Source organism: Streptomyces sp. NPDC059009 (genome assembly GCF_042740175.1).
GTDB lineage: Bacteria > Actinomycetota > Actinomycetes > Streptomycetales > Streptomycetaceae > Streptomyces.
Genome location: NZ_JBHYJB010000003.1, coordinates 59370 through 83450 on the forward strand (window position 1 = coordinate 59370; position 24081 = coordinate 83450).

The 24081-nt window shown below is 71.6% G+C and carries 23 protein-coding genes; 13 read left to right on the plus strand and 10 right to left on the minus strand.

The features are described 5' to 3' along the window. Positions 1-37: 37 nt before the first annotated feature. A complete protein-coding gene (locus ACFWYM_RS03795; protein ID WP_384829540.1) occupies positions 38-676 on the plus strand; it encodes a UbiX family flavin prenyltransferase in 639 nt (212 codons plus the stop codon). A 38-nt stretch (positions 677-714) separates the two neighbouring features. Here the strand turns inward: ACFWYM_RS03795 and ACFWYM_RS03800 are convergent, their stop codons facing one another. Further along, positions 715-858 carry a hypothetical protein gene (locus ACFWYM_RS03800; RefSeq protein ID WP_384829541.1) on the minus strand — a complete coding sequence of 48 codons (144 nt, stop codon included), beginning with the start codon at positions 856-858 and terminating at the stop codon, positions 715-717. A gap of 122 nt (positions 859-980) precedes the next feature. On the opposite strand from ACFWYM_RS03800, the gene ACFWYM_RS03805 reads away from it, so the two are divergent. The 6 genes from ACFWYM_RS03805 to ACFWYM_RS03830 all read left to right on the plus strand — a co-directional run bounded on the left by ACFWYM_RS03805 (position 981) and on the right by ACFWYM_RS03830 (position 6366). Next, a complete protein-coding gene (locus ACFWYM_RS03805) occupies positions 981-1436 on the plus strand; it encodes an Lrp/AsnC family transcriptional regulator (protein ID WP_384829543.1) in 456 nt (151 codons plus the stop codon). Positions 1437-1506: 70 nt separating this feature from the next. Beyond that, a complete protein-coding gene (mqnE, locus tag ACFWYM_RS03810) occupies positions 1507-2670 on the plus strand; it encodes an aminofutalosine synthase MqnE (RefSeq protein ID WP_384829545.1) in 1164 nt (387 codons plus the stop codon). Positions 2671-2767: 97 nt separating this feature from the next. After that, a complete protein-coding gene (locus tag ACFWYM_RS03815; RefSeq protein ID WP_384829547.1) occupies positions 2768-3292 on the plus strand; it encodes a GNAT family N-acetyltransferase in 525 nt (174 codons plus the stop codon). A gap of 125 nt (positions 3293-3417) precedes the next feature. Next, positions 3418-3711, plus strand: coding sequence for a DUF4229 domain-containing protein (locus tag ACFWYM_RS03820; RefSeq protein WP_384829549.1), 294 nt, complete (start codon positions 3418-3420; stop codon positions 3709-3711). Positions 3712-4109: 398 nt separating this feature from the next. Then, positions 4110-5459: a dicarboxylate/amino acid:cation symporter gene (locus ACFWYM_RS03825; RefSeq protein WP_384829551.1), complete on the plus strand. Its 1350-nt coding sequence runs from the start codon at positions 4110-4112 to the stop codon at positions 5457-5459. Positions 5460-5724: 265 nt separating this feature from the next. Beyond that, positions 5725-6366 carry a TetR/AcrR family transcriptional regulator gene (locus tag ACFWYM_RS03830; RefSeq protein WP_384830131.1) on the plus strand — a complete coding sequence of 214 codons (642 nt, stop codon included), beginning with the start codon at positions 5725-5727 and terminating at the stop codon, positions 6364-6366. Here the strand turns inward: ACFWYM_RS03830 and ACFWYM_RS03835 are convergent. Continuing rightward, the gene (locus ACFWYM_RS03835; RefSeq protein WP_384829553.1) at positions 6328-7263 is read right to left on the minus strand and encodes a MaoC family dehydratase; all 936 of its coding nucleotides are present in this window, start codon (positions 7261-7263) and stop codon (positions 6328-6330) included. The two genes, ACFWYM_RS03830 and ACFWYM_RS03835, sit on opposite strands and share 39 nt — an antisense overlap. 106 nt (positions 7264-7369) lie before the next feature. Beyond that, positions 7370-8719, minus strand: a complete 1350-nt coding sequence (locus tag ACFWYM_RS03840) for a 3-oxoacyl-ACP reductase (protein ID WP_384829555.1) — start codon at positions 8717-8719, stop codon at positions 7370-7372. Positions 8720-8789: 70 nt separating this feature from the next. Here ACFWYM_RS03840 and ACFWYM_RS03845 point away from each other — a divergent pair, with 70 nt between their 5' ends. Then, positions 8790-10076 (plus strand): acetyl-CoA C-acetyltransferase, encoded by a 1287-nt coding sequence (locus ACFWYM_RS03845; RefSeq protein ID WP_384829557.1) that lies wholly within the window; start codon positions 8790-8792, stop codon positions 10074-10076. A 131-nt stretch (positions 10077-10207) separates the two neighbouring features. Beyond that, a complete protein-coding gene (locus ACFWYM_RS03850; RefSeq protein WP_384829559.1) occupies positions 10208-12103 on the plus strand; it encodes an AMP-dependent synthetase/ligase in 1896 nt (631 codons plus the stop codon). A gap of 34 nt (positions 12104-12137) precedes the next feature. Here the strand turns inward: ACFWYM_RS03850 and ACFWYM_RS03855 are convergent, their stop codons facing one another. After that, complete coding sequence (locus ACFWYM_RS03855) at positions 12138-12989, minus strand: helix-turn-helix transcriptional regulator (protein ID WP_384829561.1); 852 nt, start codon at positions 12987-12989, stop codon at positions 12138-12140. Between the two features lie 286 nt (positions 12990-13275). On the opposite strand from ACFWYM_RS03855, the gene ACFWYM_RS03860 reads away from it, so the two are divergent. Next, on the plus strand, positions 13276-14730 hold the full coding sequence (locus ACFWYM_RS03860) for an MFS transporter (protein WP_384829563.1): 1455 nt from the start codon (positions 13276-13278) through the stop codon (positions 14728-14730). 72 nt (positions 14731-14802) lie between these two features. After that, positions 14803-16476 carry an alpha/beta hydrolase gene (locus tag ACFWYM_RS03865; protein WP_384829565.1) on the plus strand — a complete coding sequence of 558 codons (1674 nt, stop codon included), beginning with the start codon at positions 14803-14805 and terminating at the stop codon, positions 16474-16476. 37 nt (positions 16477-16513) lie between these two features. Here the strand turns inward: ACFWYM_RS03865 and ACFWYM_RS03870 are convergent, their stop codons facing one another. The 3 genes from ACFWYM_RS03870 to ACFWYM_RS03880 form a co-directional block, all read right to left on the minus strand. After that, positions 16514-17236 (minus strand): lysophospholipid acyltransferase family protein, encoded by a 723-nt coding sequence (locus tag ACFWYM_RS03870; protein ID WP_384829567.1) that lies wholly within the window; start codon positions 17234-17236, stop codon positions 16514-16516. A 212-nt stretch (positions 17237-17448) separates the two neighbouring features. Further along, positions 17449-18687: a lipase family protein gene (locus tag ACFWYM_RS03875; protein WP_384829569.1), complete on the minus strand. Its 1239-nt coding sequence runs from the start codon at positions 18685-18687 to the stop codon at positions 17449-17451. A 68-nt stretch (positions 18688-18755) separates the two neighbouring features. Beyond that, on the minus strand, positions 18756-19817 hold the full coding sequence (locus tag ACFWYM_RS03880; RefSeq protein ID WP_384829571.1) for an AraC family transcriptional regulator: 1062 nt from the start codon (positions 19815-19817) through the stop codon (positions 18756-18758). A gap of 109 nt (positions 19818-19926) precedes the next feature. Between ACFWYM_RS03880 and ACFWYM_RS03885 the strand changes: the two genes are divergently transcribed. After that, positions 19927-21822 (plus strand): AMP-dependent synthetase/ligase, encoded by a 1896-nt coding sequence (locus tag ACFWYM_RS03885; protein ID WP_384829573.1) that lies wholly within the window; start codon positions 19927-19929, stop codon positions 21820-21822. On the opposite strand, the gene ACFWYM_RS03890 is transcribed toward ACFWYM_RS03885, so the two are convergent. Then, the gene (locus tag ACFWYM_RS03890; protein WP_384829575.1) at positions 21788-22102 is read right to left on the minus strand and encodes an AzlD domain-containing protein; all 315 of its coding nucleotides are present in this window, start codon (positions 22100-22102) and stop codon (positions 21788-21790) included. The two genes, ACFWYM_RS03885 and ACFWYM_RS03890, sit on opposite strands and share 35 nt — an antisense overlap. Next, on the minus strand, positions 22099-22878 hold the full coding sequence (locus ACFWYM_RS03895) for an AzlC family ABC transporter permease (protein WP_384829577.1): 780 nt from the start codon (positions 22876-22878) through the stop codon (positions 22099-22101). Before ACFWYM_RS03895 ends, ACFWYM_RS03890 begins: the two co-directional genes overlap by 4 nt. An 80-nt stretch (positions 22879-22958) precedes the next feature. On the opposite strand from ACFWYM_RS03895, the gene ACFWYM_RS03900 reads away from it, so the two are divergent. Beyond that, on the plus strand, positions 22959-23525 hold the full coding sequence (locus ACFWYM_RS03900) for a helix-turn-helix domain-containing protein (RefSeq protein ID WP_384829579.1): 567 nt from the start codon (positions 22959-22961) through the stop codon (positions 23523-23525). A gap of 127 nt (positions 23526-23652) precedes the next feature. Here the strand turns inward: ACFWYM_RS03900 and ACFWYM_RS03905 are convergent, their stop codons facing one another. Further along, on the minus strand, positions 23653-23856 hold the full coding sequence (locus ACFWYM_RS03905) for a cold-shock protein (protein WP_003998944.1): 204 nt from the start codon (positions 23854-23856) through the stop codon (positions 23653-23655). Positions 23857-24081 lie beyond the last annotated feature (225 nt).

A 24081-nucleotide genomic window follows, 5' to 3' on the forward strand; every position in this document is an offset into this window, starting at 1 on the left:
CGTGAACGCAGGAGATACAGAGCGTAAGCCTTGGATCGTGGGGGTGTCGGGCGCCTCCGGGACCCCGTATGCCGCGGCGGTTCTGCGGGCGCTGCTCGCGGCGGGGGAGAGCGTCGACCTCGTCGTCTCGCGCGCCTCGCGCCTGACGCTGCTGGACGAGACGGGGATCTCCTTCCGCGACGCCCACTGGCAGGACGATCTCGTCCAGTGGCTGGAACACGGCGCGGACGGGAAGCCGGGCACGTTCGACGTCGACGTGAGCGGCGTGCGGTACTGGGCGGCCGGTGACCTGGCCGCGGGACCCTCGTCGGGCTCGTATCCGGCGAAAGGGATGCTGATCGTGCCCGCGTCCACGGCCTGTGTGGCGGGGGTGGCGCTCGGGCTCTCGAAGGACTTGCTCCAGCGGGCGGCGAGCGTGACGCTCAAGGAGGGGCGGAAGCTGGTCGTCGCCGTGCGGGAGACTCCGCTGAACGGCCAGACGCTGAAGCACTTGGTGAGCCTGGACGAGGCGGGCGCGATCGTGCTGCCCGCCTCTCCGGCGTTCTACGCGGGGGCGACGCACATCCAGGATCTGGTGGACTTCGTCGCCGGGCGGGTGCTGGATGCGGCAGGGGTGCCGCATCGGCTGTACCGCCGGTGGGAGGGAGAGCTGGGGGGAGGCCCGCGCAGCTCGTAAGGAGGGTCGGCCCGGAAGGGCGTCCCGCCCGTAAGGGGTTACCGCTTCTTCGCGGTGCGCTTGCGGCCGAGGCCCTTGCGCGCGGCGGTGGCGGTCTGGTGGGCACGCGAGCGGTTGGCCAGGTCCTGCAGCTCGCGCATACGGGCGTAGGCCATCTCGATCGAGTACACGGTGTGGCTCACTCCTGAAGGATCGTTGTTGATCGGTTGAAAATTCGAGAGATTCGCAGGGTTTAAACCCTGTCGCGCCTTAGATTCTACACATAGACTCGCGGTATCGCTGAATAATGAAAGGCATCGCACCTATGGACGCCGTGGACAGGCAGCTCATCCAGGCCCTGCGGGAGAACGGCCGGGCCTCGTACGCCGAACTCGGCCGGCTCGTCGGCCTCTCCGGGCCCAGCGTCACGGACCGGATCAACCGCCTCGAAGCCGCCGGCGTCATCACCGGCTACCGCGCCACCGTGGACTCGGTCTCGCTCGGCCTCGGCGTCATCGCCCTCATCGGCATCTCGCTCTCCGACGCCGCCGACCACGAGGACGTCGCGCGCCGCCTCAAGGACCTGCACGAGATCGAGGACTGCTGGTTCATCGCGGGCGACGACTCGTACATGCTCAAGGTCCGCGCCACCGACGTGGACGGCCTGGAGAAGACGATCCGCCGCCTCAGCGGCACCAAGGGCGTCTCCCGCACCCGCACCACCATCGTCCTCTCCACGAAGTGGGAGAACCGCGTCGGAGAGCTGCCCGAAGAGGTGTAGCGGCCAAGGCGTACGGTGGGCGCAGTTGTGTCGGTAGCAGTAGGCAGCGGAGAAGTAGGGGCGTAAGGGCATGGACGCAGGGCTCAAGCGTGAGCTGGAGGAGAAGGTCCGGGCCGGGGAGCGGCTGTCCCGCGAGGACGGCATCGCCCTGTACGAGTCCGACGACCTGGCCTGGCTCGGCGGCCTGGCGCACGAGGTGCGGACGCGGAAGAACGGCGATGTCGTCCACTTCAACGTCAACCGTCACCTCAACATGACGAACGTCTGCACCGCCTCCTGCGCCTACTGCTCCTTCCAGCGCAAGCCCGGCGAGAAGGACGCGTACACGATGCGCATCGAGGAGGCCGTCCGCCTCGCCAAGGCGATGGAGGGCGAGAACCTCACCGAGCTGCACATCGTCAACGGCCTGCACCCGAACCTGCCGTGGCGCTACTACCCGCGTTCGCTGAGCGAGCTCAAGAAGGCGCTCCCGAACGTGTCGTTGAAGGCATTCACCGCCACCGAGATCCACCACTTCGAGACCATCTCGGGGCTGAGCGCGAGCGAGATCCTCGACGAGCTCATCGAGGCCGGCCTCGAATCCCTCACCGGCGGCGGCGCGGAGATCTTCGACTGGGAGGTCCGCCAGCACATCGTGGACCACCGCACCCACTGGGAGGACTGGTCGCGCATCCACCGCCTCGCGCACGAGAAGGGTCTCAAGACCCCGTGCACGATGCTGTACGGCCACATCGAGGAGCCCCGCCACCGCGTCGACCACGTGCTGCGCCTGCGTGAACTGCAGGACGAGACGAACGGGTTCCAGGTCTTCATCCCGCTGCGCTACCAGCACGACTTCGTCGACATGCAGGACGGCAAGGTCCGCAACAAGCTCCAGGCGCGTACGACGATGGCGTCGGGCGCGGAGGCGTTGAAGACCTTCGCGGTGTCGCGTCTGTTGTTCGACAACGTCCCGCACGTCAAGGTCTTCTGGGTCATGCACGGACTGCACACCACGCAGCTCGCGCTCCAGCACGGCGCCGACGACATGGACGGCTCGGTCGTCGAGTACAAGATCACGCACGACGCGGACAACTTCGGCACCCCGAACAAGCTGACCCGCGAGGACCTGCTCGACCTGATCCGCGAGGCGGGCTTCCGCCCCGTCGAGCGCAACACCCGCTACGAGGCGATCCGGGAGTACGAGGGCCCGGACCCGCTCCTTCGCGAGACCCCGCAGGCCATGCGCGTCTGAGGACCTGCAGGCCCTGCGCGCCTGAGGACCCGCAGGGCAAGAGCGTCCGAGGACCCGCAGGCCGAGCGCGGCTGAGCGCCGTGCGAGCCTGGACCGCATGGCTCTGACGTTCCAGCTCGACCCACCCGTCGGCCCCGACCTGCGCGACGGCGTCCTCGCCCTGTGGGCGGACGTCACGAACGCGGGCGGGGCCGTCGGCTTCGTACCGCCCGCGACGCCCGACGAGATACGGCCCGAGTTCGTGAAGCACCTGGCCGCGATGGCCGAGGGCCGCACCCGGCTCCTGGTCGGCTATGACGAGGACGGCGCCGTCGCCGCGACCGCCTTCCTCACCCACAACACGCACCGCCTGATGCGCCACTGGATCTGGCTCTACACGGTGATGGTCCACCCCAGGCACCAGGGCAAGGGGTACGGGCGGGACCTGATGGCGGCCGTCGAGGACTCCGCCCGCGGGCTCGACGGGATCGAGGCGATCCGGCTCACCTGCCGGGGCGGCATCGGCGTCGACCGCTTCTACGCCTCGTGCGGCTACAAGGAGGTCGGGCGGGCGCCCGGCATGATCCGGGTGGCGCCGGGCGACGACCGCGACGACATCACGTTCCTGCTGCCGCTGGCGTGAGAGCCCCGTCGTGCTGCCGCACGCGGTGAGAGCCCCCACCCCCTTCCCTCGCGCGGTGGCCCGCGTGCTTCACTGGAGAGGCTCGTCCAACTCGGGCCCAATTCGGAACGGAAGAGTGGATTGACATGCTCCGCTACACGCTGATGCGCCTCGGGATCTTCGCGGGTTGCTTCCTGGTCGTCTGGGGCCTTGTCTACGCCGAGATCCTGCCGCGCGGCCTCGGCGACTCCAACCTCCTGTGGGTCCTGCTGCTCGCCATGGTGATCTCCGCGCCCATCAGCTACGTCGCCCTGCGCAAGGAGCGCGACCGCGCCTCCGAGACCGTCGTCGCGAAGGTGGACCGGGCCAAGGCGAACCTCGAGGCCAACCGCAGCCAGGAGGACGTCGCGGACGACGCGGCGCGCGCCGCCCGGTCGTAGCGGCCGCCGACGAGAGCCACCGGCCGACGGCGAGGGCCGCCTCGCCGTAACCTTCCTCACACTCACACGGTGCCCCGGCACCGGAGCTGATGCTCCGGCGCCGGGGCACCGCGCGTTTCCAGCCGTCCTGCCGTGTGGCTGGCGCATCTCTTGCCTCAAACAAGACCTTTGATGTTCTCAAAGTTCAAGTGTTAACGTGTTCGACATGAAGACAGCAGCAGCGCACCGCTACGCCATGAGCCCCCCGCTCGTGGCGCGCCTGCATGTCGACCTCTGCCGCTGCATGTCCGCGGCGTGTCGCGTCATCTGAACGACTTCGACATCTGCACTGCAGCGGCGCCCGTGACCCTTCGCGGTCGCCGCTCCTCACGTCCCCCGTCTTTACCCGGAGTGTTTCCGTGTCCGCGAATTCCGCGTCTCCTGCCGACGAGCCCAAGACCTCCGGGTCCGGCGGCTCCGGCTTCCAGATACCCAAGTTTCTGAAGCTCCCCTTCTGGGCCCAGATCCTCGGCGGTCTGGTCCTGGGTGTCCTGCTCGGCTGGATCGCCCGCAGCCAGGACGTCTCCTGGCTCGTCACCACCCTCTCCAAGGTCGGCGACACCTTCATCGGCCTGCTGAAGCTCGCGGTCGCCCCGCTGGTCTTCTTCGCCATCCTCATCTCGATCACGAACCTGCGTAAGGTCAACAACGCCGCCCGGCTCGCGACCCGCACGCTCCTCTGGTTCATGATCACCTCGCTGATCGCCGTGGTCATCGGCCTCGTCATCGGCCTGGTCACCAACCCCGGCGCCGGCACCGGCCTGACCCCCAAGGACGGCTCGAAGCCGGCGCACACCGGCTCCTGGATCGACTTCCTCACCGGGATCATCCCGACCGACGTCATCACGCCGTTCACCCAGCTCAACGTCCTGCAGATCGTCTTCATGGCGGCCGTCGCCGGCATCGCGATCCTCAAGATCGGCGACGAGAAGGCCAAGCCGATCCTCGACCTCAGCGAGTCGATCCTGGCGCTGCTGCAGAAGGCCCTGTGGTGGGTCATCAAGCTCTCGCCGATCGGCACCGTCGGCCTCATCGGCTTCGCCATCGCCGACTACGGCTGGAACCTGATCAGCAAGTACGCGACGTTCACCGCCGACATCTACATCGGCTGCGCCCTGGTGATGTTCGGCGTCTACCCGCTGCTGCTCGCGACGGTCGCCAAGGTCAACCCGCTGCAGTTCTTCAAGGGCGCCTGGCCCGCGATCCAGCTGGCCTTCGTCTCCCGCTCCTCGGTCGGCACCATGCCGCTGACCCAGAAGGTCACCGAGCGCCTCGGCGTGCCGAAGGAGTACACGTCCTTCGCGGTGCCGTTCGGCGCCACGACCAAGATGGACGGCTGCGCCGCGATCTACCCGGCGATCGCCGCGATCTTCGTCGCGCAGATCTTCGACGTGCAGATGGGCATCAAGGAGTACCTGCTCATCGCCTTCGTCTCGGTGGTCGGCTCGGCCGCCACGGCCGGTCTGACGGGCGCCACGGTCATGCTGACCCTGACCCTGTCCACCCTCGGCCTGCCGATGGAGGGCGTCGGCCTGCTCCTCGCGATCGACCCGGTCCTGGACATGATGCGGACGGCCACGAACGTCGCCGGTCAGGCCCTCGTCCCGGTGATCGTCGCGGCCCGCGAGAACATCCTCGACAAGGAGGCGTACGAGCACGCCTCGTCTTCGCCGGTGGATGAGCCCGGGGTGGCGCCCGCCGCCGCCTGACGTTCTTCCCGATTCGATTCGACGATTCGTTTCGATTCATTTCGTGAGCGTGCCCCGCACCCGGATTCGTTCCGGGTGCGGGGCATGTTTGCTGCCAGCCCACTTTTGTGCCCCGGGGGGGGGCCCCCCCCCGGGACTCCCGTCGTGCGGGGTGCGGCCATGCCCGGACGGCGTGGCGATGACCGTACGCTTGCTGGTGACCGGGACGTACAGGAGCAAGGGGGCGGTCGGGGTGGCTCGGGAGCAGGTGGTGCGGCAGAAGCGGATGCCGCGGGCCGTGCGGGAGCGGCAGATGCTCGACGCCGCCGTGACGACCTTCGGGCAGCGCGGCTACCGGGCCGCTTCCATGGACGAGATCGCCGAACTCGCGGGCGTCTCCAAGCCGTTGGTCTATCTGTATCTGAACTCGAAGGAAGACCTCTTCACCGCCTGCATCCGGCGGGAGGCCGCGGCTCTCGTGGCCGCCGTGCGCGCCGGGGTGACGGGCGACGGCTCCGCCGACCGGCAGCTGTGGGGCGGGCTCACCGCCTTCTTCGCGCACACCGCCGAGCACCCCGACGCCTGGGCGGTGCTGCACAGCCAGGCGCGCACGCACGGCGAGCCGTTCGCCGCCGAGGTCGCCGTGATGCGCGAGGAGATCGTGGTGTTCGTGACCTCGCTGATCGCGGCGGCGGCCCGGGAGGCGCACGACGACCCCTCGCTCGGGGAGCGGGAGGTCGCCGGTCTCGCCCAGGCCCTCATCGGCGCCGCGGAGTCCCTCGCCGGGTGGGCCAACACGGATCCCTCGGTGTCGGCCAAGGAGGCGGCAGCGACGCTCATGAACTTCGCGTGGGCGGGGCTGGGGAACTTGATGGAGGGGCGGCGGTGGTCACCGGCCGCCGCCGGGGCGGCGGCCGTCGAGGGGTAGGACTTCCCCTCGTACGTGGACGCGGGCCTTGCCGTTCTTGTCGGGCTCGGCACCGCGGAGTTCGAAGGCGGGGCCCTCCGACGCGTACGTCACCGTGGCCGGCAGCAGCACGGGTGCCTTGAACTCGGCGCGTACGTGCACCGGGCCCGGGCCCGTCGTCCCGTACTCGGCCAGGCAGCGGGCGACGGTCCACATGCCGTGGGCGATGGCGCGCGGGAAGCCGAAGAGGCGGGCGGTCAGCGGGTGCAGGTGGATGGGGTTGTGGTCCCCGGAGGCGGCGGCGTAGCGGCGGCCGAGGTCACCCGCCAGGCGCCACTCTGCGCGAGCGGGGAGCGCTTCTGCTGCGGGGGCTTCTTCCTTTACGGGTGTCTCTTCTTCTTTTACGGGTTCCTGTGCCGGGCCTGTTGTCTTGTGCCGGGCCAGGTATGTGGAGCGGGACTCCCATGTCAGAGTGCCGCCGGTCCGTACCTCCGTCACGAGCGTGGCCTCGGTGCCGCGTCGGTGCGGCCGCAAGGGCTCGGCGTATGAGGTGAGTTCGAGATCGTCGGTGGGGAGGAGGGGGCGGTGCCGGCTGATCTCGATGGAGGTGTGCACGAGGCCGAGGAGGGGGAGCGGGAACGCGCGGGCGGCCATGAGGCGCATGGCGAGCGGGAAGCCGAGGATGTGGGGGTAGGTGACGGGGAGTTCGTCCTGGCCGGGGGAGCGGTCGGTGGGGTAGCCGCAGACGCGTTCGTAGGCGGACAGATCCTTTTCCCGGACCCGGACCCCGGGCAACACGAGCCGGGTGAGGGGGACTTGGGCGTCGGGGCGGGGGTGCTTGAGGGGGGAGAGGAGGGCGCCGCGGAGGAGGAGGGGTGGGAGAGAAGGAGGGGTGCTGAGGGAGACGGTGCCGGGCATGGGTCTTTCCTCGCGTGAGAGGGATGAGGTGGGCGGGTGGGGGCCGGCGCGGAGCGGCGGGGAAGGCCGGCTCCGAGTAAGGGTGCGACGAAGACGGCCCGAAGGGTCACGCGCCCAGGAGCGACTGCCCGCACACCCGGACCACTTGCCCGTTCACGCCGCCCGACCCGGGAAGGGACAGCCATGCCGTCGTCTCCGCGACGTCCACCGGAAGCCCGCCCTGCGCAAGGGAGTTCATACGGCGCCCCGCTTCCCGTATGAAGAGAGGGACCGCCGCCGTCATCTTCGTCTCGATGAAGCCGGGGGCGACCGCGTTGACGGTCACGCCGTGCTCCGCGGCCGCGCGCGGTGCGAGTGAGCGGACGAGGCCGATGATCCCCGCCTTGCTGGCCGCGTAGTTGGTCTGGCCGACGTTCCCCGCGATGCCCGCGATCGACGCCGTCGCCACGATCCGCCCGCCCCGCCGCAGCGTCCCCGACGCGAGCAGTGCGTCCGTCGTCCGCAGCACGCTCGCCAGGTTGACGTCGAGGACCGGACTCCATCGATCCGCGGCCATGTTGGCGAGCTTGCGGTCCTGGGTGATGCCCGCGTTGTGGACGAGGACGTCCAGGCCGTCGGGGAGCGCCGCCGCGATCCGCTCGCCCGCGTCGTCGGCGGTGATGTCGAGGGGGAGCGCGGTGCCGCCGAGCCGGTCCGCGACCCGTACCAAGTCGCCCTGCGCGGAGGGGATGTCGAGCACGACGACATGCGCCCCGTCCCGGGCGAGCACCTCCGCGACGGCCTCGCCGATGCCGCGCGCCGCCCCGGTGACGAGCGCGGTCCGGCCGGAGAGGGGACGGGTCGTGTCGTTCGGGATCGTGTCGTTCGAGGTCGTGTCGTTCGGGGCCTCGGTCTCCGCCGTCGCGCCTACCTCGATGACCTGTCCGCTCACGTACGCGGACTTGGGGGAGAGGAGGAAGCGCAGCGTCGACTCGGCGGCCGCCGCCCCGGCCCCGGCCCCGTCCGCGACCCGGACCAGCGTGGCCGTACGGCCCCGGCCGAGCTCCTTGCCGAGGGAGCGGACGAAGCCCTCCAGCGCCTGCTGGGCCGCCGCCTGATGGTGGTCCTGCGCCGAAAGGGGTGCCCCGAGGACGACCACGCGCCCGGACTCCGCCACCGAGCGCACCACGGGGTGCAGGGCCGCGTGCACTTCGGCGAGGCCCGCGACGTCGTCGACCCCGGTCGCGTCGAGCACGACCGCCGCGGGATTCTCGGCGCCCGGCGTGAGGCCGGTGCGGACCAGGACCTCGTCCAGGCCCGGCAGGCCCTTGCCCACGGTGAGATGCAGCAACGGCCCTTCCAGGGAAGGACGTTCGACCGACCAGCGGCGCAGCGCGGACGGCTGCGGGAGGCCCAGGCGCCGGGTCAGGAACCGGCCGGGGCCGGTACCGGTGAAGTTCAGATAGCGGTCGGCCATTGTCCAACTCCCTGCTCGGTCGTAAATTTACTTCTGAGTAAGGTTACTCAAGGGTCAGGAGCCGGTCGAGATGGCAGAGACGAAACTTCCCACCACCCGCAGGGTCGCGGTCATCGGCGGAAGCCGCATCCCGTTCGCGCGCTCGGACGGTCCCTACGCGACCGCGTCGAACCAGGAGATGCTGACCGTCGCGCTCGACGGGCTCGTCAGCCGGTACGGGCTCCAGGGGCCGGGCGCCGTCGGCGAGTTCGTGGCCGGTGCCGTGCTCAAGCACAGCCGCGACTTCAACCTCGCCCGCGAGACCGTCCTCGGCTCGCAGCTCGACGCGCGCACCCCCGCGTACGACATCCAGCAGGCGTGCGGGACGGGCCTCCAGGCCGTCGTCTCCGTCGCCAACAAGATCATGCTGGGGCAGGTCGAATCGGCGGTCGCGGGCGGCTCCGACACCGCGAGCGACGCGCCCCTCGGCGTCAACGACGACCTGCGCAAGATCCTGCTCGCCGCCCGCCGCGCCCGCTCGACGGGCGCCCGGCTCAAGGCACTTGCCCGGATACGTCCCGGACATCTCGTCCCCGACATCCCGCGCAACGCCGAGCCCCGCACCGGGCTCTCGATGGGCGAGCACGCGGCGGTCACGGCCCGTGCGTGGGGGGTGAGCCGGGAGGCGCAGGACGAGCTGGCCGCGCGCAGCCACCAGCGGCTCGCCGCCGCGTACGAACGGGGGTTCATGACCGACCTCGTCGTGCCGTTCCGCGGGGTCGCGCGGGACCAGAACCTGCGGCCGGGCTCGACCGTGGAGAAGCTGGCCGCGCTGAAGCCGGTGTTCGGGGTCGACGGCCCAGGGCCGACCATGACGGCCGGGAACTCGACGCCGCTGACGGACGGGGCGGCGACCGTTCTTCTTGCCAGTGAGGAGTGGGCGGGGGAGCGGGGGCTTGAGCCGCTGGCCTATCTGACCGCGTACGAGACGGCTGCCGTTGATTTTGTGGGCGGGGATGTCGTGGGGGGTGAGGACGGGCTGTTGATGGCGCCCGGGTATGCGGTGCCGAGGATGCTGGAGCGGGTCGGGCTCGGGATCGAGGACTTCGACTTTGTCGAGGTGCATGAGGCTTTTGCCTCGCAGGTGCTGGCGACGACGGCTGCCTGGGAGAAGGCGGGGCTCGGGCCTGTTGATCCCTCCCGGCTCAATGTCGCCGGGTCGTCTCTTGCTACGGGGCATCCGTTTGCTGCGACCGGGGCTCGCATTGTCGCCACGCTGGCCAAGCTGCTTGCTGAGCGGGGTCGTTCGGGGCGGGGTCTCATTTCCATCTGCGCTGCGGGTGGCCTGGGGGTGACCGCCGTTCTGGAGCGGCCCTAGTGGGTGGGGTTGTGCCCACCCTTCCCCAAGCTCTCGACTCCGCTCGAGCAGGGGAGACCCCATTCGCCGTGCGGAACGCCTGCCCACAACCGTGGTGACCGACCTTTTCCCCAGCCCCGGAGCCGCTGCCCATGTCTGCCCCACCGCCCCTCATCCCGCCGGAGCTGAAGCGCGAGCACGGCACCGTCCGCGAAGCCTCCGTGCTGCCGATCGTGCCGCCCGCACGACGCGGATCCCTCGCCGACATCCCCTTCGACAACGCCCGCGAAGCCCCCGCTGACGCCGTCCTCAGCCGGAAGGACCCCGCCAGTGGGCGGTGGGTCGACGTCAGTGCCGGTGAGTTCGCCGGGGAAGTGCTCGCCGTCGCCAAGGGGCTGATCGCCGAGGGGCTCAGGCCCGGGGACCGGCTCGCCATCATGGCGCGGACCACCTACGAGTGGACGCTGCTCGACTTCGCCGCCTGGGCCGCGGGCCTGGTGACCGTGCCCGTGTACCCGACCTCGTCGGCCTTCCAGACCCGTTGGATCCTGCAGGACTCCGGCGCCGTCGCCCTCGCCGTCGAGACCGCCGAGCAGGCGTCCGCCCTCGGGCCCGAGCGGGACCGGATCCCGGACCTGGCGCTGCTGTGGACCTTCGAGAAGGGGGACGTGCGGCGGCTCGCCGAGCTCGGGCGGGAGCGGGGCATCAGTGACGAGGAAGTCACGGTGCGGCGGCGCGAGTTGGGGCCCGACACCATCGCCACCTTCATCTATACGTCCGGGACCACGGGGCGGCCGAAGGGGTGCGTGCTCACCCACGGGAACTTCTTCGCCGAGGTCGACAACGCCATCGAGCTGCTCCACCCCGTCTTCAAGTCCGTCAGCAAGGAGCCCGCCTCCACGCTGCTCTTCCTGCCCCTCTCGCACGTCTTCGGGCGCATGGTCGCCATCGGCTGTCTGCGCGCGCGGGTGCGGCTCGGGCACGCGCCGTCGATCAGGACCGACGACCTGCTCGGCGATCTCGCCGGGTTCCGGCCGACGTTCCTGCTCGCCATCCCGTACGTACTGGAGAAGGTCTTCAACACGGGGCGGGCGACGGCCGAACGGATGCGGCGCGCCGCGTCGTTCGACCGTGCCGCGCGCATCGCCCGCAAGTACGGGGAGGCGGTGGAGGCCGCGCAGCACGGGAGCGGGCCGGGGCCCGGGGTGGGGCTCCGGCTCGCCCGCGCGCTCTACGATCCGCTCGTCTACCGGCGCATCCGCGCGGCCCTCGGCGGCAAGGTGCGGTACGCGATCTGCGGGGGCTCCCCGCTCGGGCGGCGGCTCGCCGCCTTCTACTCGGGCGCGGGCATCGAGATCTTCGAGGGGTACGGGCTCACCGAGACCACCGCGGCCGCGACCGTCACACCGCCCCTCAAACCCCGGATGGGGACGGTGGGCTGGCCGCTGCCCGGTACGCGGGTGCGGATCGCCGACGACGGTGAGGTGCTGCTCGGCGGGGGGCAGGTCTTCAGCGGGTACTGGGACGGGCAGGCCGGGCGGGTCGCGGGCGGGCCCGCGGCCGGTGAATGGTTCGCCACCGGGGACATCGGAGCCCTGGACGAGGACGGGTACCTCGCCATCACCGGGCGCAAGAAGGACATCCTGATCACGACCGGCGGCAAGAACGTCGCGCCCGCGCCCCTGGAGGACTGGCTGCGCGCCCACCCGCTGATCGGCCAGTGCATGGTCGTCGGGGACGACCGCCCGTACATCACCGCCCTGATCACCCTCGAAGAGGACGGGATCGCGCACTGGCGGCAGATGAAGAAGAAGCAGGATCTGCCGGCCGAACAGCTGGTGACGGACGCGGAGTTGCTCGACACCCTGCAGCGGGCCGTCGACGACGCCAACAAGCTCGTCTCGCGCGCCGAGTCGATCCGCCGCTTCGTGGTGCTGCCGCACGACTTCACGGAGGACAGCGGGCATCTCACGCCCTCGCTGAAGGTCAGGCGGTCCGCCATCGAACGGGACTTCGCCGAGGTCATCGAGGAGCTGTACGCCGGCTAGTCCGGTCCTGGGTCCTTCTGTCCGATCGGTCCCCTCAGCCCGTACGCGATGCGGCCGCGCCGTCCAGCTTCAGCATCGCCTCCTCGTCCGCGCCGCCGGTCGGTGCCTGGTAGACCACCAAGCGCTGTCCGGCGGTGCGGGCCAGCTTCATCACCTCGTACGTGAGGGTCATCTCGCCGACCTTCGGGTGCTGGAAGCACTTGACGCCGCCGCCGCGCTCGCACACGTCGTACTGGTCCCAGATGCTGGCGAACTCCGGGGACTTGAGGAGGAGTTCGCCGACGAGGGAGGTCAGCTCGGGGGAGTCCAGGTCGGTGCCGCCGACCGCCCGCAGATGCGCCACCGACTTGGCGACGGTCTCCTCCCACGGGTCGTACAGGACGCGGCCCACCGGGTGCAGGAACAGATACCGGACGACGTTGCGCTTCTCCGGGGGCCAGTCCCAGATGCCGGGCAGCAGGCGGCGGCCCGCCGGGTTCGCGGCCAGCAGATAGCTGTGCGCGTTCACCACGTACGCGGGCAGCGGGCGCAGCGCCTCCAGCATCTGCAGGACCGACTCGCGCACCGTGTGGTCGTCGGTCGGGCGGGGCTCCGTGAACCGGCCCGAGGCCAGCTCGGCCAGGTCGTGCAGGCGCTCGTGGCTGTCCCCGGACAGGCGCAGGGCGCGGCTGAGGGCGTCGATGACGGCGGTGGAGGGGTTGGTCTCGCGGCCCCGCTCCAGGCGCGTGTAGTAGTCGACGCTCACCCCCGCGAGGATCGCCAGCTCCTCGCGGCGCAGGCCGGGCGTGCGGCGCAGCCCCGCCCCGGCGGGCAGGCCCGCCTCCTCCGGGGTCACGCGGGCGCGTCTCGCCCTCAGATACCGGCCCAGCTCCGTGCCTTCGCTCATGGACTCGATTCTTCCAGCCGGGCCCCGGCGGTGGGGGGCCCTGTCAGGGCCAGGAACACAGCGGCCTGCCACTGCGTGGGGCCTGGGCGGAGTCTGTTCCTTGCCGTCGTGGTGGGTGGGCCTCTTCCTCTCCGCCGCTCCGCGGCGCTTGTTGCGCACCGCTCCGCGGTGGGGTGCTTCGGCGCTCCGCGCCGGGACTCCAGGCCGCTCCGCGGCCCCGAACCCGCCGCTCCGCGGCGGTCTCCCACCCGCCCACCCGTCCTCTCTCACGCAGGAGTCAACCCCCATGTCCTCGGTGCTCACCTCCCGCGAACAGGCCGCCCCCGTAACCGTGCGGCATCCCACTGCCCGCAGAGCCCGCCCCTACGCCCTCCTCGCCGCCCTCCTCGGCTTCACCGTCATCAGCATCGACGTCTCCGCCGTCAACATCGCGCTGCCCGCGATCCGTTCGTCCCTCCACGGGGGCATGGCGGGCCTCCAGTGGGTCGTCGACGCGTACACGCTGATGTTCGCCGCCCTGATGCTCTCCGCCGGCGCGCTCGCCGACCGGGCGGGAGCGCGCCGGGCGTACGCGTGGGGCATCGGTCTCTTCACGGCCGCCTCGCTCGCCTGCGCCCTCGCCCCCGGCATCGGCTCGCTCATCGCGGCCCGGGTCGCGCAGGGCGGGGCCGCCGCCGTCGTGATGCCCGCCTCGCTCGCGCTGATCCGGCAGGCGTACGACGAGCCGGGGCGCCGGGCCCGGGCCGTCGCCCTGTGGACCGTGGGCGGCTCCGTCGCCATGGCCGCCGGGCCCGTGCTCGGCGGGGTGCTCACCGAAGTCGCCTCCTGGCGCGCCGTGTTCCTGCTCAACCTGCCCGTCGGCGCCGTCATCCTCGCCCTCCTCACCCGCACCGCGCGCTCCCCGCGCCGGGCCGCCCCGCTCGACCTCGCCGGTCAGGTCACCGCCGTCGCCGCGCTCGCCGGACTGGCGTACGGAGTGATCGAGGGCGGGCACTCGGGGTGGACCCGGGGACCCGTACTGCTGGCCCTCGCCGTGGCCGTCGCCGCCGGGTTCGGCTTCTACGCCGTCGAGAAGCGCCACCACGCGCCCATGGTTCCGCTGAGCATGCTGCGCAACCGCGAGGTCAGCGTCTCGCTCGCGGCGGGCTTCGCCATCAACGCGGGCTTCTACGGGCTGATCTTCCTGCTCGGGCTCTATCTGCAGGAGCTGCGCGGGATGTCGGGGACGGCCGCGGGGCTGATGTTCGTGCCGCTCGCCGCCATCATCACCTCCACGAATCTCGTCTCGCCGCAGCTCGCCCAGCGCTTCGGGCGCCGCCCGGTCGTCGTGGCGGGCCAGGCGATCCTCGCCCTCGCGATGTTCGTGCTGCTCCCGCTGACGGCCGCCACCCCGCTCTGGCTCGTCCTCGTCCTGCTGATCCCGACCGGCATCGGCGGCGCCCTCGCGGTCCCCGCGCTCACCGCGCAGCTCCTGGACAGCGTGCCGGGGCACCGGGCGGGCACGGCGTCCGGCCTGCTCAACGCCCTGCGGCAGACCGGTGGTGCGCTCGCCGTGGCCTTCTTCGGCTCGCTGCTCGCGGCGGACGGAGGCACCGGATCCGGCACGGGATCCGACACGGGATCCGGCACCGGATTCTCCCTCGCCGGGATGCACGAGAGCCTGCTGATCGTGGGTCTGGTCCTGTGCGCGACGGCCGCCCTCGCCGCCTGGCTGCTGCCCCGCTCCCGTCACGCACAGTGATCCCGCTGAACGGGCGAGGCGGTGGGAGCGCCCGTAGGGTGAGCCAGAGGGCACTCCCTTGGAGGTTGCCGAATGCGTAGACCCACCGTGCTCGCCGCCGTCACCGCGCTGGCCCTGGCCGGACTCCCGGTGGCCGCCCAGGCCGCACCGTCCGCGACGCCCACACCGTCCCCGGGACCCGATCTCTCGCGCTACTACACGCAGAAGATCAAGTGGGGCACCTGCGAGCAGGCCGAGGGGCTGCCCAAGAGCCAGCGGGACGGCGTGCAGTGCGGCAAGGTCACCGTCCCCCTCGACTACGCGAAACCGGCGGGTGACAGCGTCGACCTCGCGATGATCCGCATCAAGTCGAGCGCGCACGGCAAGCCCCGCGGCTCCCTCCTGCTCAACTTCGGCGGCCCCGGCGGCGCGGGCGTCTCCGCGCTGCTCGGCGCGCAGAAGGAGTTCTCCTACCTTGGCAAGGGCTACGACGTGGTCTCCTTCGACCCGCGCGGCGTCGGCCTCAGCGATCCCGTGAGCTGCGGCGACGCCGCCTCGGACGTCGACCCCACGGACTCGGGCACGGCCGACGCCGGCGAGCGGGCCGAGAACGACCCGACCGGCATCCTCGCCGATCTGCGCAAGGCCGCCGCCCAGTGCGCCAAGGACTCCGGCCCGGTCCTGCCGTACGTCGGCACGGTCAACGTCTCCCGCGACATGGACGTGATGCGCCAGGCGCTCGGCGACAAGAAGCTCAACTATCTGGGCTTCTCGTACGGGACGCGGCTCGGCGCCGTGTATGCCGCGCAGTTCCCGAAGAAGGTCGGCCGGGTGGTCCTCGACGGCGTGGACACGCTCACCGAGGACGTGGCCGAGCAGGCCCGGGTGAGCGCCGAGGGACGGCAGACGGCCCTCGACAACTTCCTCACCTGGTGCACCGGCAACGCGGGCTGCGTCTTCGGTACGAACGCGCGCACCGCCCGCACCGCCATGACCAAGCTGGTCAAGGACATGGACGAGACGCCGCTGCAGTCCCTGGACGGCGAGCAGTTCACCGGCCAGGACCTGGTGAGCGTGCTCGGTCAGGCCCTCTACAGCCGGCAGGCATGGCCCGCGCTCTCCCAGGCCCTCGGCGGCCTGATGGCGGACGGCGACCCGAGGGCCCTGATCCGCATGGGCGGCGCCCTGGCCCAGCAGGCGACGGCATCCCCCACCGGACCCGCCCGCCCCACCGACCCCACTCAGCCCACTGGCTCCACTCACCCCACCGACCCCACTCAGCCCACCGGCTCCACCCGCCCCACCGTCTCGCCGGACAAGATCCCCGCCGACAACATGACCGCCGCCCTGATGGCCGTGAACTGCGCCGACGACCCCGACCGCCCGGCCACCGCCCGCCTCGAACGCGAAATCCCGCGCCTCACCGAGGAGTTCGAGCAGACCTCACCCGTCTTCGGCCGGTCCATGCTGATCCCGGTCCTGCTCTGCTACGGCAGGCCCGCGGGCACGGACTACATCCGCGAGGACGTCCGCGACGTCGACACCCCGCACCGCTTCCTCCTGGTCGGCACCCGGGGCGACCCCGCGACCCCCTACCGCTGGGCGGAGGAGACCGCGAAGCGCCTCGGCTCCCAGGCCGTGCTCCTGGACAACAAGGGCGACGGCCACACCGGCTACCTGGGCTCCAAGTGCGTACGGGAAAAGGTGAACTCGTACCTGCTGTACGGGGAGATGCCCGCGAACGGGAGCTCGTGCGCGGCGGAGTGAGCGGCGGAGTGAGTCACGCCGTCACGCCGTCACGCCGTCACGCCGTTACGACAGGTGCGGTCTCCCTCTCCACCCTCTCCGCCCTCTTCGCCTCGCTCGCGTACGTGTCCACGTAGTCCTGACCGGACAACTCCCTCACGGTATCCATGATTTCGTCCGTGACCGCCCGCAGCACGGCGTGGTCCGGCTCCCGGCCGCCGAGGCCGTCCGCGTACCGGGAGAAGTCGAGCGGGCGCCCGAACCGCACCGTGACCGGCACGCGGCGCGGCACCCTGCGCCCCCGGGGCAGCGCCTCGAACGTGCCGATCAGGGCGCACGGCACCACCGGCGCGCCCGTGCGCAGCGCCAGCGCGGCGACCCCGACCCGCCCCTTGTAGAGGCGGCCGTCGTGCGAGCGCGTGCCCTCCGGGAAGATGCCGAGCAGCTCGCCCCGGCCGAGGACCCCGAGCCCCGCCGCGAACCCGGCCCGGCCCGCGCCGCCCCCGGAACGGTCCACCGGGATCGCCCTGATGCCCCGGAAGAAGGCGGCGGTGAGGCGCCCCCGCAGCCCCGGCCCGGTGAAGTACTCCTGCTTCGCAAGGAAGTTGATCCGGCGACGGAGCGTCACGCCCAGCAGGAACTGGTCGGCGAAGGACTGATGGTTCCCCGCGACGATCACCGGGCCCCGCCCCGGCACCCGGCCGCGCCCCTCGACGCGCGGGCGGAGCGGCCAGCGCAGCAGCGGCACCAGCACCAACCACTTGAACAAGCAATAGAACATGCCTGATGAGCCCCCTCTTCAACCGCTTGGAGTGCCCCCGCGCCGGAGCACGCTAGCGGTCGGTGGGGACGGGAGGGAGAACGCCTATTCGGCCACGGCCGCACACAGCGCACCGGCACCGCGCCAGCAACGCACCAACACCTCACCAGCACCGCACCAAGAGAGCGGGCCCGGCGCCACCTCATGGCGTCGGGCCCGCAACAGCCTTATGGCTACTGGCAGTTACCGCTCGCGGACTTGCCCGCGAACCGCTCCGCCAGCCAGTTCGCGGCCAGCGGCGACTGTGTGATGACGCCGCTGACGTGCTCGCCGACCGGGACCGTGTGCCACTCGACGTTCGCGCCCTTCGCGCACCAGTCGTCGCGCACCTGCTTGCCGACTGCGTACGGGATCAGCTCATCGGTGATCACGTGGTACTGGTACACGGGCGCGTCCGGGGCGTGCGTGCCGACCTGCGACTCGCGCAACCGCTGCTGCCAGTCGGGCTGTTCGAGGGGGTTCTTGGTCGTCACGTCGCTGATCTTCGTGAACGCTCCGCCGATCGAGCCGTCGATCACACAGCTCTCCTTCAGCTTGCCGACCAGGTCCTTGCCGCGTGCGTTCAGATACGAGTCGAGCTTCAGCTCAGGGAACGCGGCGTTCTGGCCGATCGCCGCCATGAAGACGAGCCCGGACCCGTACGAGCCGTCGTTGAACTTCGCGACCTTCATCAGGTCCCCGGGGACGCCTCCGGTCGCCGTGCCCTTCACGTTCAGGTCCGGCGCGTACGAGCCGTGCAGCTCGGCCGCCCACGACGACGCCTGGCCGCCCTGCGAGTAGCCCATGATGCCGACCGGCGAGTCCTTGGAGAGACCTGCCTGGCCCGCCTCGGGCAGCCGGATCGCGGCGCGGGCGGCGTCCAGCATGGCCTGGCCCTCGGCGCGGCCCACCGTGTAGGTGTGGTCGCCGGGGGTGCCGAGCCCCTCGTAGTCGGTGACGGCCACCGCCCAGCCGCGCAGGGTGAGTTGCTGGATGAGGTTGGCCTCCATGGTGGTGCCCTTCGGGAAGCCCGCGCTGGGCGCGCAGCGGTCGCCCACGCCGACCGTCCCGACGGCGTACGTGATGAGCGGGCGCGGCCCCTTCTTGCCGTCCTGCGGCACGATGACCGTGCCGGAGACCGTGTTCGGCTCGCCCTTCGCCGTGGTCGACCGGTAGTTGATCTTCCACGCCTTGGTGTTGGTGGGCTGCCCCGGCAGGGGGTGGAAGCTTCTCGGCTCGGAGCTCACGATGTCGCCGGGCGCGCCGGCGGACGCGGGTTCTCCGGCGGACGTGGAGTCTTTGGCGGTCGCGGGTTCTCCGGCGGACCGCGCGAGCGCGGGGGTCGCGGCCGACAGGCCGAGCGCGGCCACCACGGCCAGCGCTCTGAAGCTGGTGCGTACGTTGCGTCCTTTGCGTCCCTTGCGTCCGTGCATGCGGCTCTCCCAACTGTGCACTGCGGCTCGGTGGTTCGCCCGTCGACCGTAGTGACCGGTGAGTAAGATCAGCGCTGACCGGAACGCTCAGCTTCGTTGACCCCTCCGCCGGGGCCCAGGGCCGTGTTCACCTGTCGGTACGCCCCCGGCGTCGTCCCCGTCCAGCGCCGGAACGCCCGGTGGAAGGCCGTGTCCTCGGAGAACCCGAGCCGCGCCGCCAGGTCCGCGATCGGCTCCCGCCCCTCCGCGAGCCCCGCGATCGCCGCGTCCCTGCGCACCGCGTCCTTCAACTGCTGGTAGGAAGTGGACTCCTGGGCGAGCCGGCGGCGCAGCGTTGCCGGGCTCACCGCGAGCCGCCCGGCCACGTCCCCGAGCGAGGGCAGCCGGGGCGAGTCCCGCAGCGACTGGACGAGGGCGCGGCGCACCTGCTCGGCGACCGTCGTGCCGTACTCGCGCCGCGACAGGAGCTCGAAGGGGGCCCGGCGCAGCATCTCGCGCAGCTCGGCCTCGTCCCGGACCAGCGGGGCGTCCAGCCAGTGCGCGTCGAAGGCCGCCTCCGTGCGCTCGGCGCCGAACCGCACGGGGCAGCCGAAGAGCAGCTCGTACTCGTCCTTGTGCGGGGGTGGCGGATGCCCGAACTCCGCCCGGTGCAGCGGGATCCGGCGCCCGATCAGCCAGCTGCACAGCCGGTGCCAGATCATGAGCAGGCACTCGGCGAGGAAGTAGTCCTCGTCGACGCCACCGCGCACGACGAAGAGCGCGTTGCCGCCCCCGCTCTCGTCCCGCTCCAGGACCAGGTCGGGCCCGCCGGGGAAGAGCCCGTAGAAGGTGACCCCGCGCCGCACCGCCGCCCCCAGGTCCCGGCAGCCGAGCGCGGCGTGGCACATCATCGCGAACGTCCCCGGCCTGCTCACCGCCGAGCCGAGCCCCAGGAACTCGTCGCCCGTGACCCGGTACAACTCCCGGAAGAGCCGGGCGAATTGGTACGGGGTGACGCGCGCCCGGTCGTCGCCGAGCAGCAGCGGCGGTATCTGCGCGGCCTGGAGCAGCGGCACGGTGTCGACGCCGTGCCGCTCGGCCCCGCGCAGCACGGCCCGCACATGGTGCACGGTGATCGTCCGCCTCGCCATGAACACGACGGTAGCGGGCCCGGCGCCCGCGGTCATGAGCGCGTAGGCCAGCTCCGGTGACGTTTTCCGTCATCCCGCCGCGCCGTGTCCGCTCCTTAGCGTCGTACGCATGCAGCAGCAGCCTGAGCAGCCCGACCAGCCAAGCACCCTGTCCGTGCTCACGGAGTGGGCGGCCGACCGCTTCGGCGAGGCGCCCGCGCTCCGCTTCAAGAGGGGCGTCACCTGGCAGGAGATCTCGTACGAGGGGCTGCGCGCCCAGGTGCGGTCCGCGGGCGCCCGCCTGCTCGCCCTCGGCGTCCGCCCGGACGACCGCGTGGCGATCCTCGCCGAGACCCGGCCCGAGTGGACGTACACGCACTTCGCGGTGTTCGCGGCGGGCGCCGTGGTCGTGCCGGTCTACCCGACGGCGGGCGACGAGGAGCTGGAGTGGGTGCTCAGCGACTCGTCGGCGACGGTCGCGGTCTGCGAGGACGAGGCGAAGGCGGCGCGGGTGACCCGCATCCGGGACAGGCTCCCGGCCCTGCGGCACGTGGTCGTGATGACCGATGCGGCGGCCGAAACTCCGGCGGCCGCCCGCCCGGCCGACGCGGCCCCCACATCGGCCCACGAGGCGCCCGGTCGGCCCGCCGATGCCCCGGCCGCGCAGGCACCGGCCGGTCCGCCGAGCGGCCCTGCGGCTGAACCGGCCGACGCGGACGCCCTGTTGGCCCGCGCCGGCGCCCGCACGCCCGACGACCTCGCCACCATCATTTACACCTCCGGCACCACCGGCCTCCCCAAGGGCTGCCGCCTCACCCACGGCAACCTCGGCGCCGTCCAGGCGAGCACCCTCCCGCTGATCGACAGCCGCCCCGGCGACGCCACCTATCTCTACCTTCCGCTCGCGCACCTGCTCGCCCAGCTCATCGAGGTGACGACCCTCATCCACGGTGGCGCGATCTGCTACTTCGGCGGCCGCATCGAGAACGTCGTCGCGGAGCTCGCCGAGGCCCGGCCCACCCATCTCCCGTCCGTGCCGCGCCTGTTCGAGAAGGTGCACTCGATGGTCCTGTCGCTCGCGGAGTCGCAGGAGGGCGGGCGCGAGCGGTTCGAGGAGGCGGTGCGCATCGGCGTCCTGGCGGCGGACGGCGCGCTCCCGGCGGAGCTCAAGGAGGCGTACGAGGCCGCCGACCAGGCCCTCTACGGACTGGTCCGGCAGGCGCTCGGCGGCCGGGTGCGCTGGGCGCTCACGGGGGGCGCGCCCATCGCCCAGCAGACCATCGACTTCCTGCGCGCCTGCGGGATCGACGTCTACGAGGGGTACGGGATGACGGAGTCGGCCGGGGTCATCACCCTCAACCACCCGGGCGCCGTCCGCTACGGCACGGTCGGCCGCCCGGTCGCGGGCTGCGAGGTCCGCATCGCCGAGGACGGCGAGGTCCTCGCCCGGGGCGCGAACGTCTTCCCCGGCTACCACGGCGACCCGGCCGCCACCGCCGCCGCGCTCGACCCCGACGGCTGGCTGCACACCGGTGACCTGGGCGCCCTCGACGAGGACGGCTACCTCACCATCACGGGCCGCAAGAAGGACCTGATCATCACGTCCGGCGGCAAGAACCTCACCCCGTCGCTGAGCGAACTCGCCGTCCAGCAGTCCCGGTTCGTCTCCCGCGCGGTGATGATCGGCGACCAGCGCCCGTACCCCGTCGCCCTGATCACCCTGGACGCGGACGAGATACGGGGGTGGGCGCAGCGCGAGGGCATCGAGCTGACCGGTGCCCCCGGCCGCGACCCGCGCGTCCGCGCCCTCGTCCAGGAGGCCGTCGACGCGGCCAACGCGACGGTCTCCCACCCGGCCCGCATCCGCGCCTTCGCCGTCCTGGACGAGGACTTCACGGTCGAGGACGGCCTGCTCACCCCGAGCCTGAAGGTCCGCCGCAGGGCGGTCACGGAGCGCTTCGGGCCGGTCGTGGACGAGCTCTACGCCACGGCTACGGCACCCCCGCCAGACGCAGCAGCGCGGTAGCCCCCGCGGCGCCCACCACGACCAGGGCGAAGGGCGCACGCCGCCAGGCAAGGACCCCGCCGACAAGGACCCCCGCGGGCCGCGCCCACCCCGCGAACCCCTGCCCCTCGGTGAGCGCCCCGGTGGCGAGCAGCGCGACGAGCAGGACGGTGGCGCCGACGGCCAGCAACTCCTGCACGCGGACGGGCAGTTCGACGCGCCCGTGCAGGAGCGGCCCGGCGAGCCGGAAGGCATAGGTCCCGGCGGCGAGGGCGAGGACACAGGCGAGGTAGGCGTTCACGAGGTGCTCCTGGAGGACGTACGGCGGGTGGGGAGGCCGGGCCCGCGCCGCGCGGCGAGCAGCCCGACCAGGGCGAGCAGCACCGGCACCCCGGCCGGGAGGAGGGGAGCCGCGGCGACGGCGATCACCGCTCCGACCGCCGCGGCCCGCCGCGCCCTGCTGTCCCCGCGCAGCGCGGGCAGCACCAGGGCGAGCAGCACCGCGGGGAACGCCGCGTCGAGCCCGAACCGGTCGGTGTCCCCGAGCACGGACCCGGCGAGCGCACCCCCGAGCACGCTCACGTTCCACGCCACGAAGAGCCCGATCCCGGATATCCAGAAGGCGGCCCTGCGCCGGCGCCGCCCCTCCTGGGCGAGCACGAAGGCCGCGGTCTCGTCCGTGATGAGGTGCGCGCCGATCAGCCGGGCGGCCCAGGACCGCCCGAGGTCGTCGGCGAGCGCCAGACTGAACGCCGCCGTACGGGAGTTGAGCAGCAGCCCGGTCGCGGCGGCAGCGACGGGCCCGCCGCCCGCGGTCAGGATCCCGACGGCGCTGAACTGGGCGGAGCCCGCGTACACGAGCAGCGACATGACGACCGGCACCCAGACCGGCAGGCCGCCCGCGACGGCGATCGCGCCGAAGGAGACGCCGACGACGGCGTCGGCGAGCCAGACCAGGGCGATGTCGCGCAGCACCCCGGGCGGCAGCTGAGCCGGCCGCACGAACCCTCCGTCGTCGTCCCTCCCCTCCCCGTCTGTTCGCTCTACTGTGTCTTCTGTTCGGTGTGGCGAACGCATGCGTCGTAGGATGGGCGGAGCGAGTGGCGTTCGTCAAGCCGAACGATCGTCCTTCCATAACGAACAGCAGGGGTGCGCAGATGACGACCGAAGAGTCCCGGCTGCCGCGCGAGTGGATCGCCTCGGCGCTGCGCCGGGAGCGGACCAGGGCCGGACTCTCCCTCTCCGAACTCGCCAAGCGCGCCGGCATCGCCAAGTCCACGCTGTCCCAGCTGGAGGCGGCGACGGGCAACCCCGGCATCGAGACGGTCTGGGCCCTCGCCGTGGCCCTCGGCGTCCCCTTCAGCGTCCTGGTGGAGTCACCGGCCCCCGCGGTGACGGTGATCCGCGCGGGCGAGGGCCCGACGATGCACTCCGAACGCGCCTCTTACGCGGGCACGTTGCTCTCCGCGAGCCCCTCGGGCGTGCGCCGCGACATCTACCACGGCGCGATGGAGCCGGGGTCGGCGCGCGAGTCGGATCCGCACAACCCGGGCACGGTGGAGCACCTGATCGTCAGCACGGGCCGGGTCCTGGCGGGCCCGCGGGACGAGTCGGTGGAGCTGGGGCCGGGTGACTACATGGCCTACCGGGGCGACGTCCCGCACGCGTACGAGGCGCTGGAGCCGGGCACGACGTTCGTCCTGGTGATGCAGCACGCCTCGTAGAGCGTGGCGGCAAAAGGCAGGAGCCCCGCTCCCCTCGCGGTAAGCGAAGGGGCAGGGCTCCTTGGGTACTTCTCTCAGTTCCGCATCACGGCACTGTGCCGAGCTTGCGAGTCAGGGACTCGAAGGCTCAGACAGGGGTGACGTTCTCCGCCTGCGGACCCTTCGGGCCCTGCGTGACGTCGAAGCTCACGGCCTGGTTCTCCTCGAGGGAGCGGAAGCCGCTAGCGTTGATCGCGGAGTAGTGGACGAAGACGTCCGGGCCGCCGCCTTCCTGGGCAATGAAGCCAAAGCCCTTTTCAGCGTTGAACCACTTCACGGTTCCGGTAGCCATAAGCCCTCCTTGGGCCAAAGGGTTGCCCTGCTCCAGAACCTGCGATTGTTTAAACAACTGCATAAGTCTGAAAACGACGAGAGCCCGCGGGTCACATGCTCCGCAGGCTCTGTACTGCAAGGGAAACCAAACTGCAACTTGTGGCGAGCTTAGCACGCAGGCACCCGAAAGCAATAGGGGGCAAGATCACGTCACTCGGAGGTTTGACGAGGCCCTCTGCGGGGT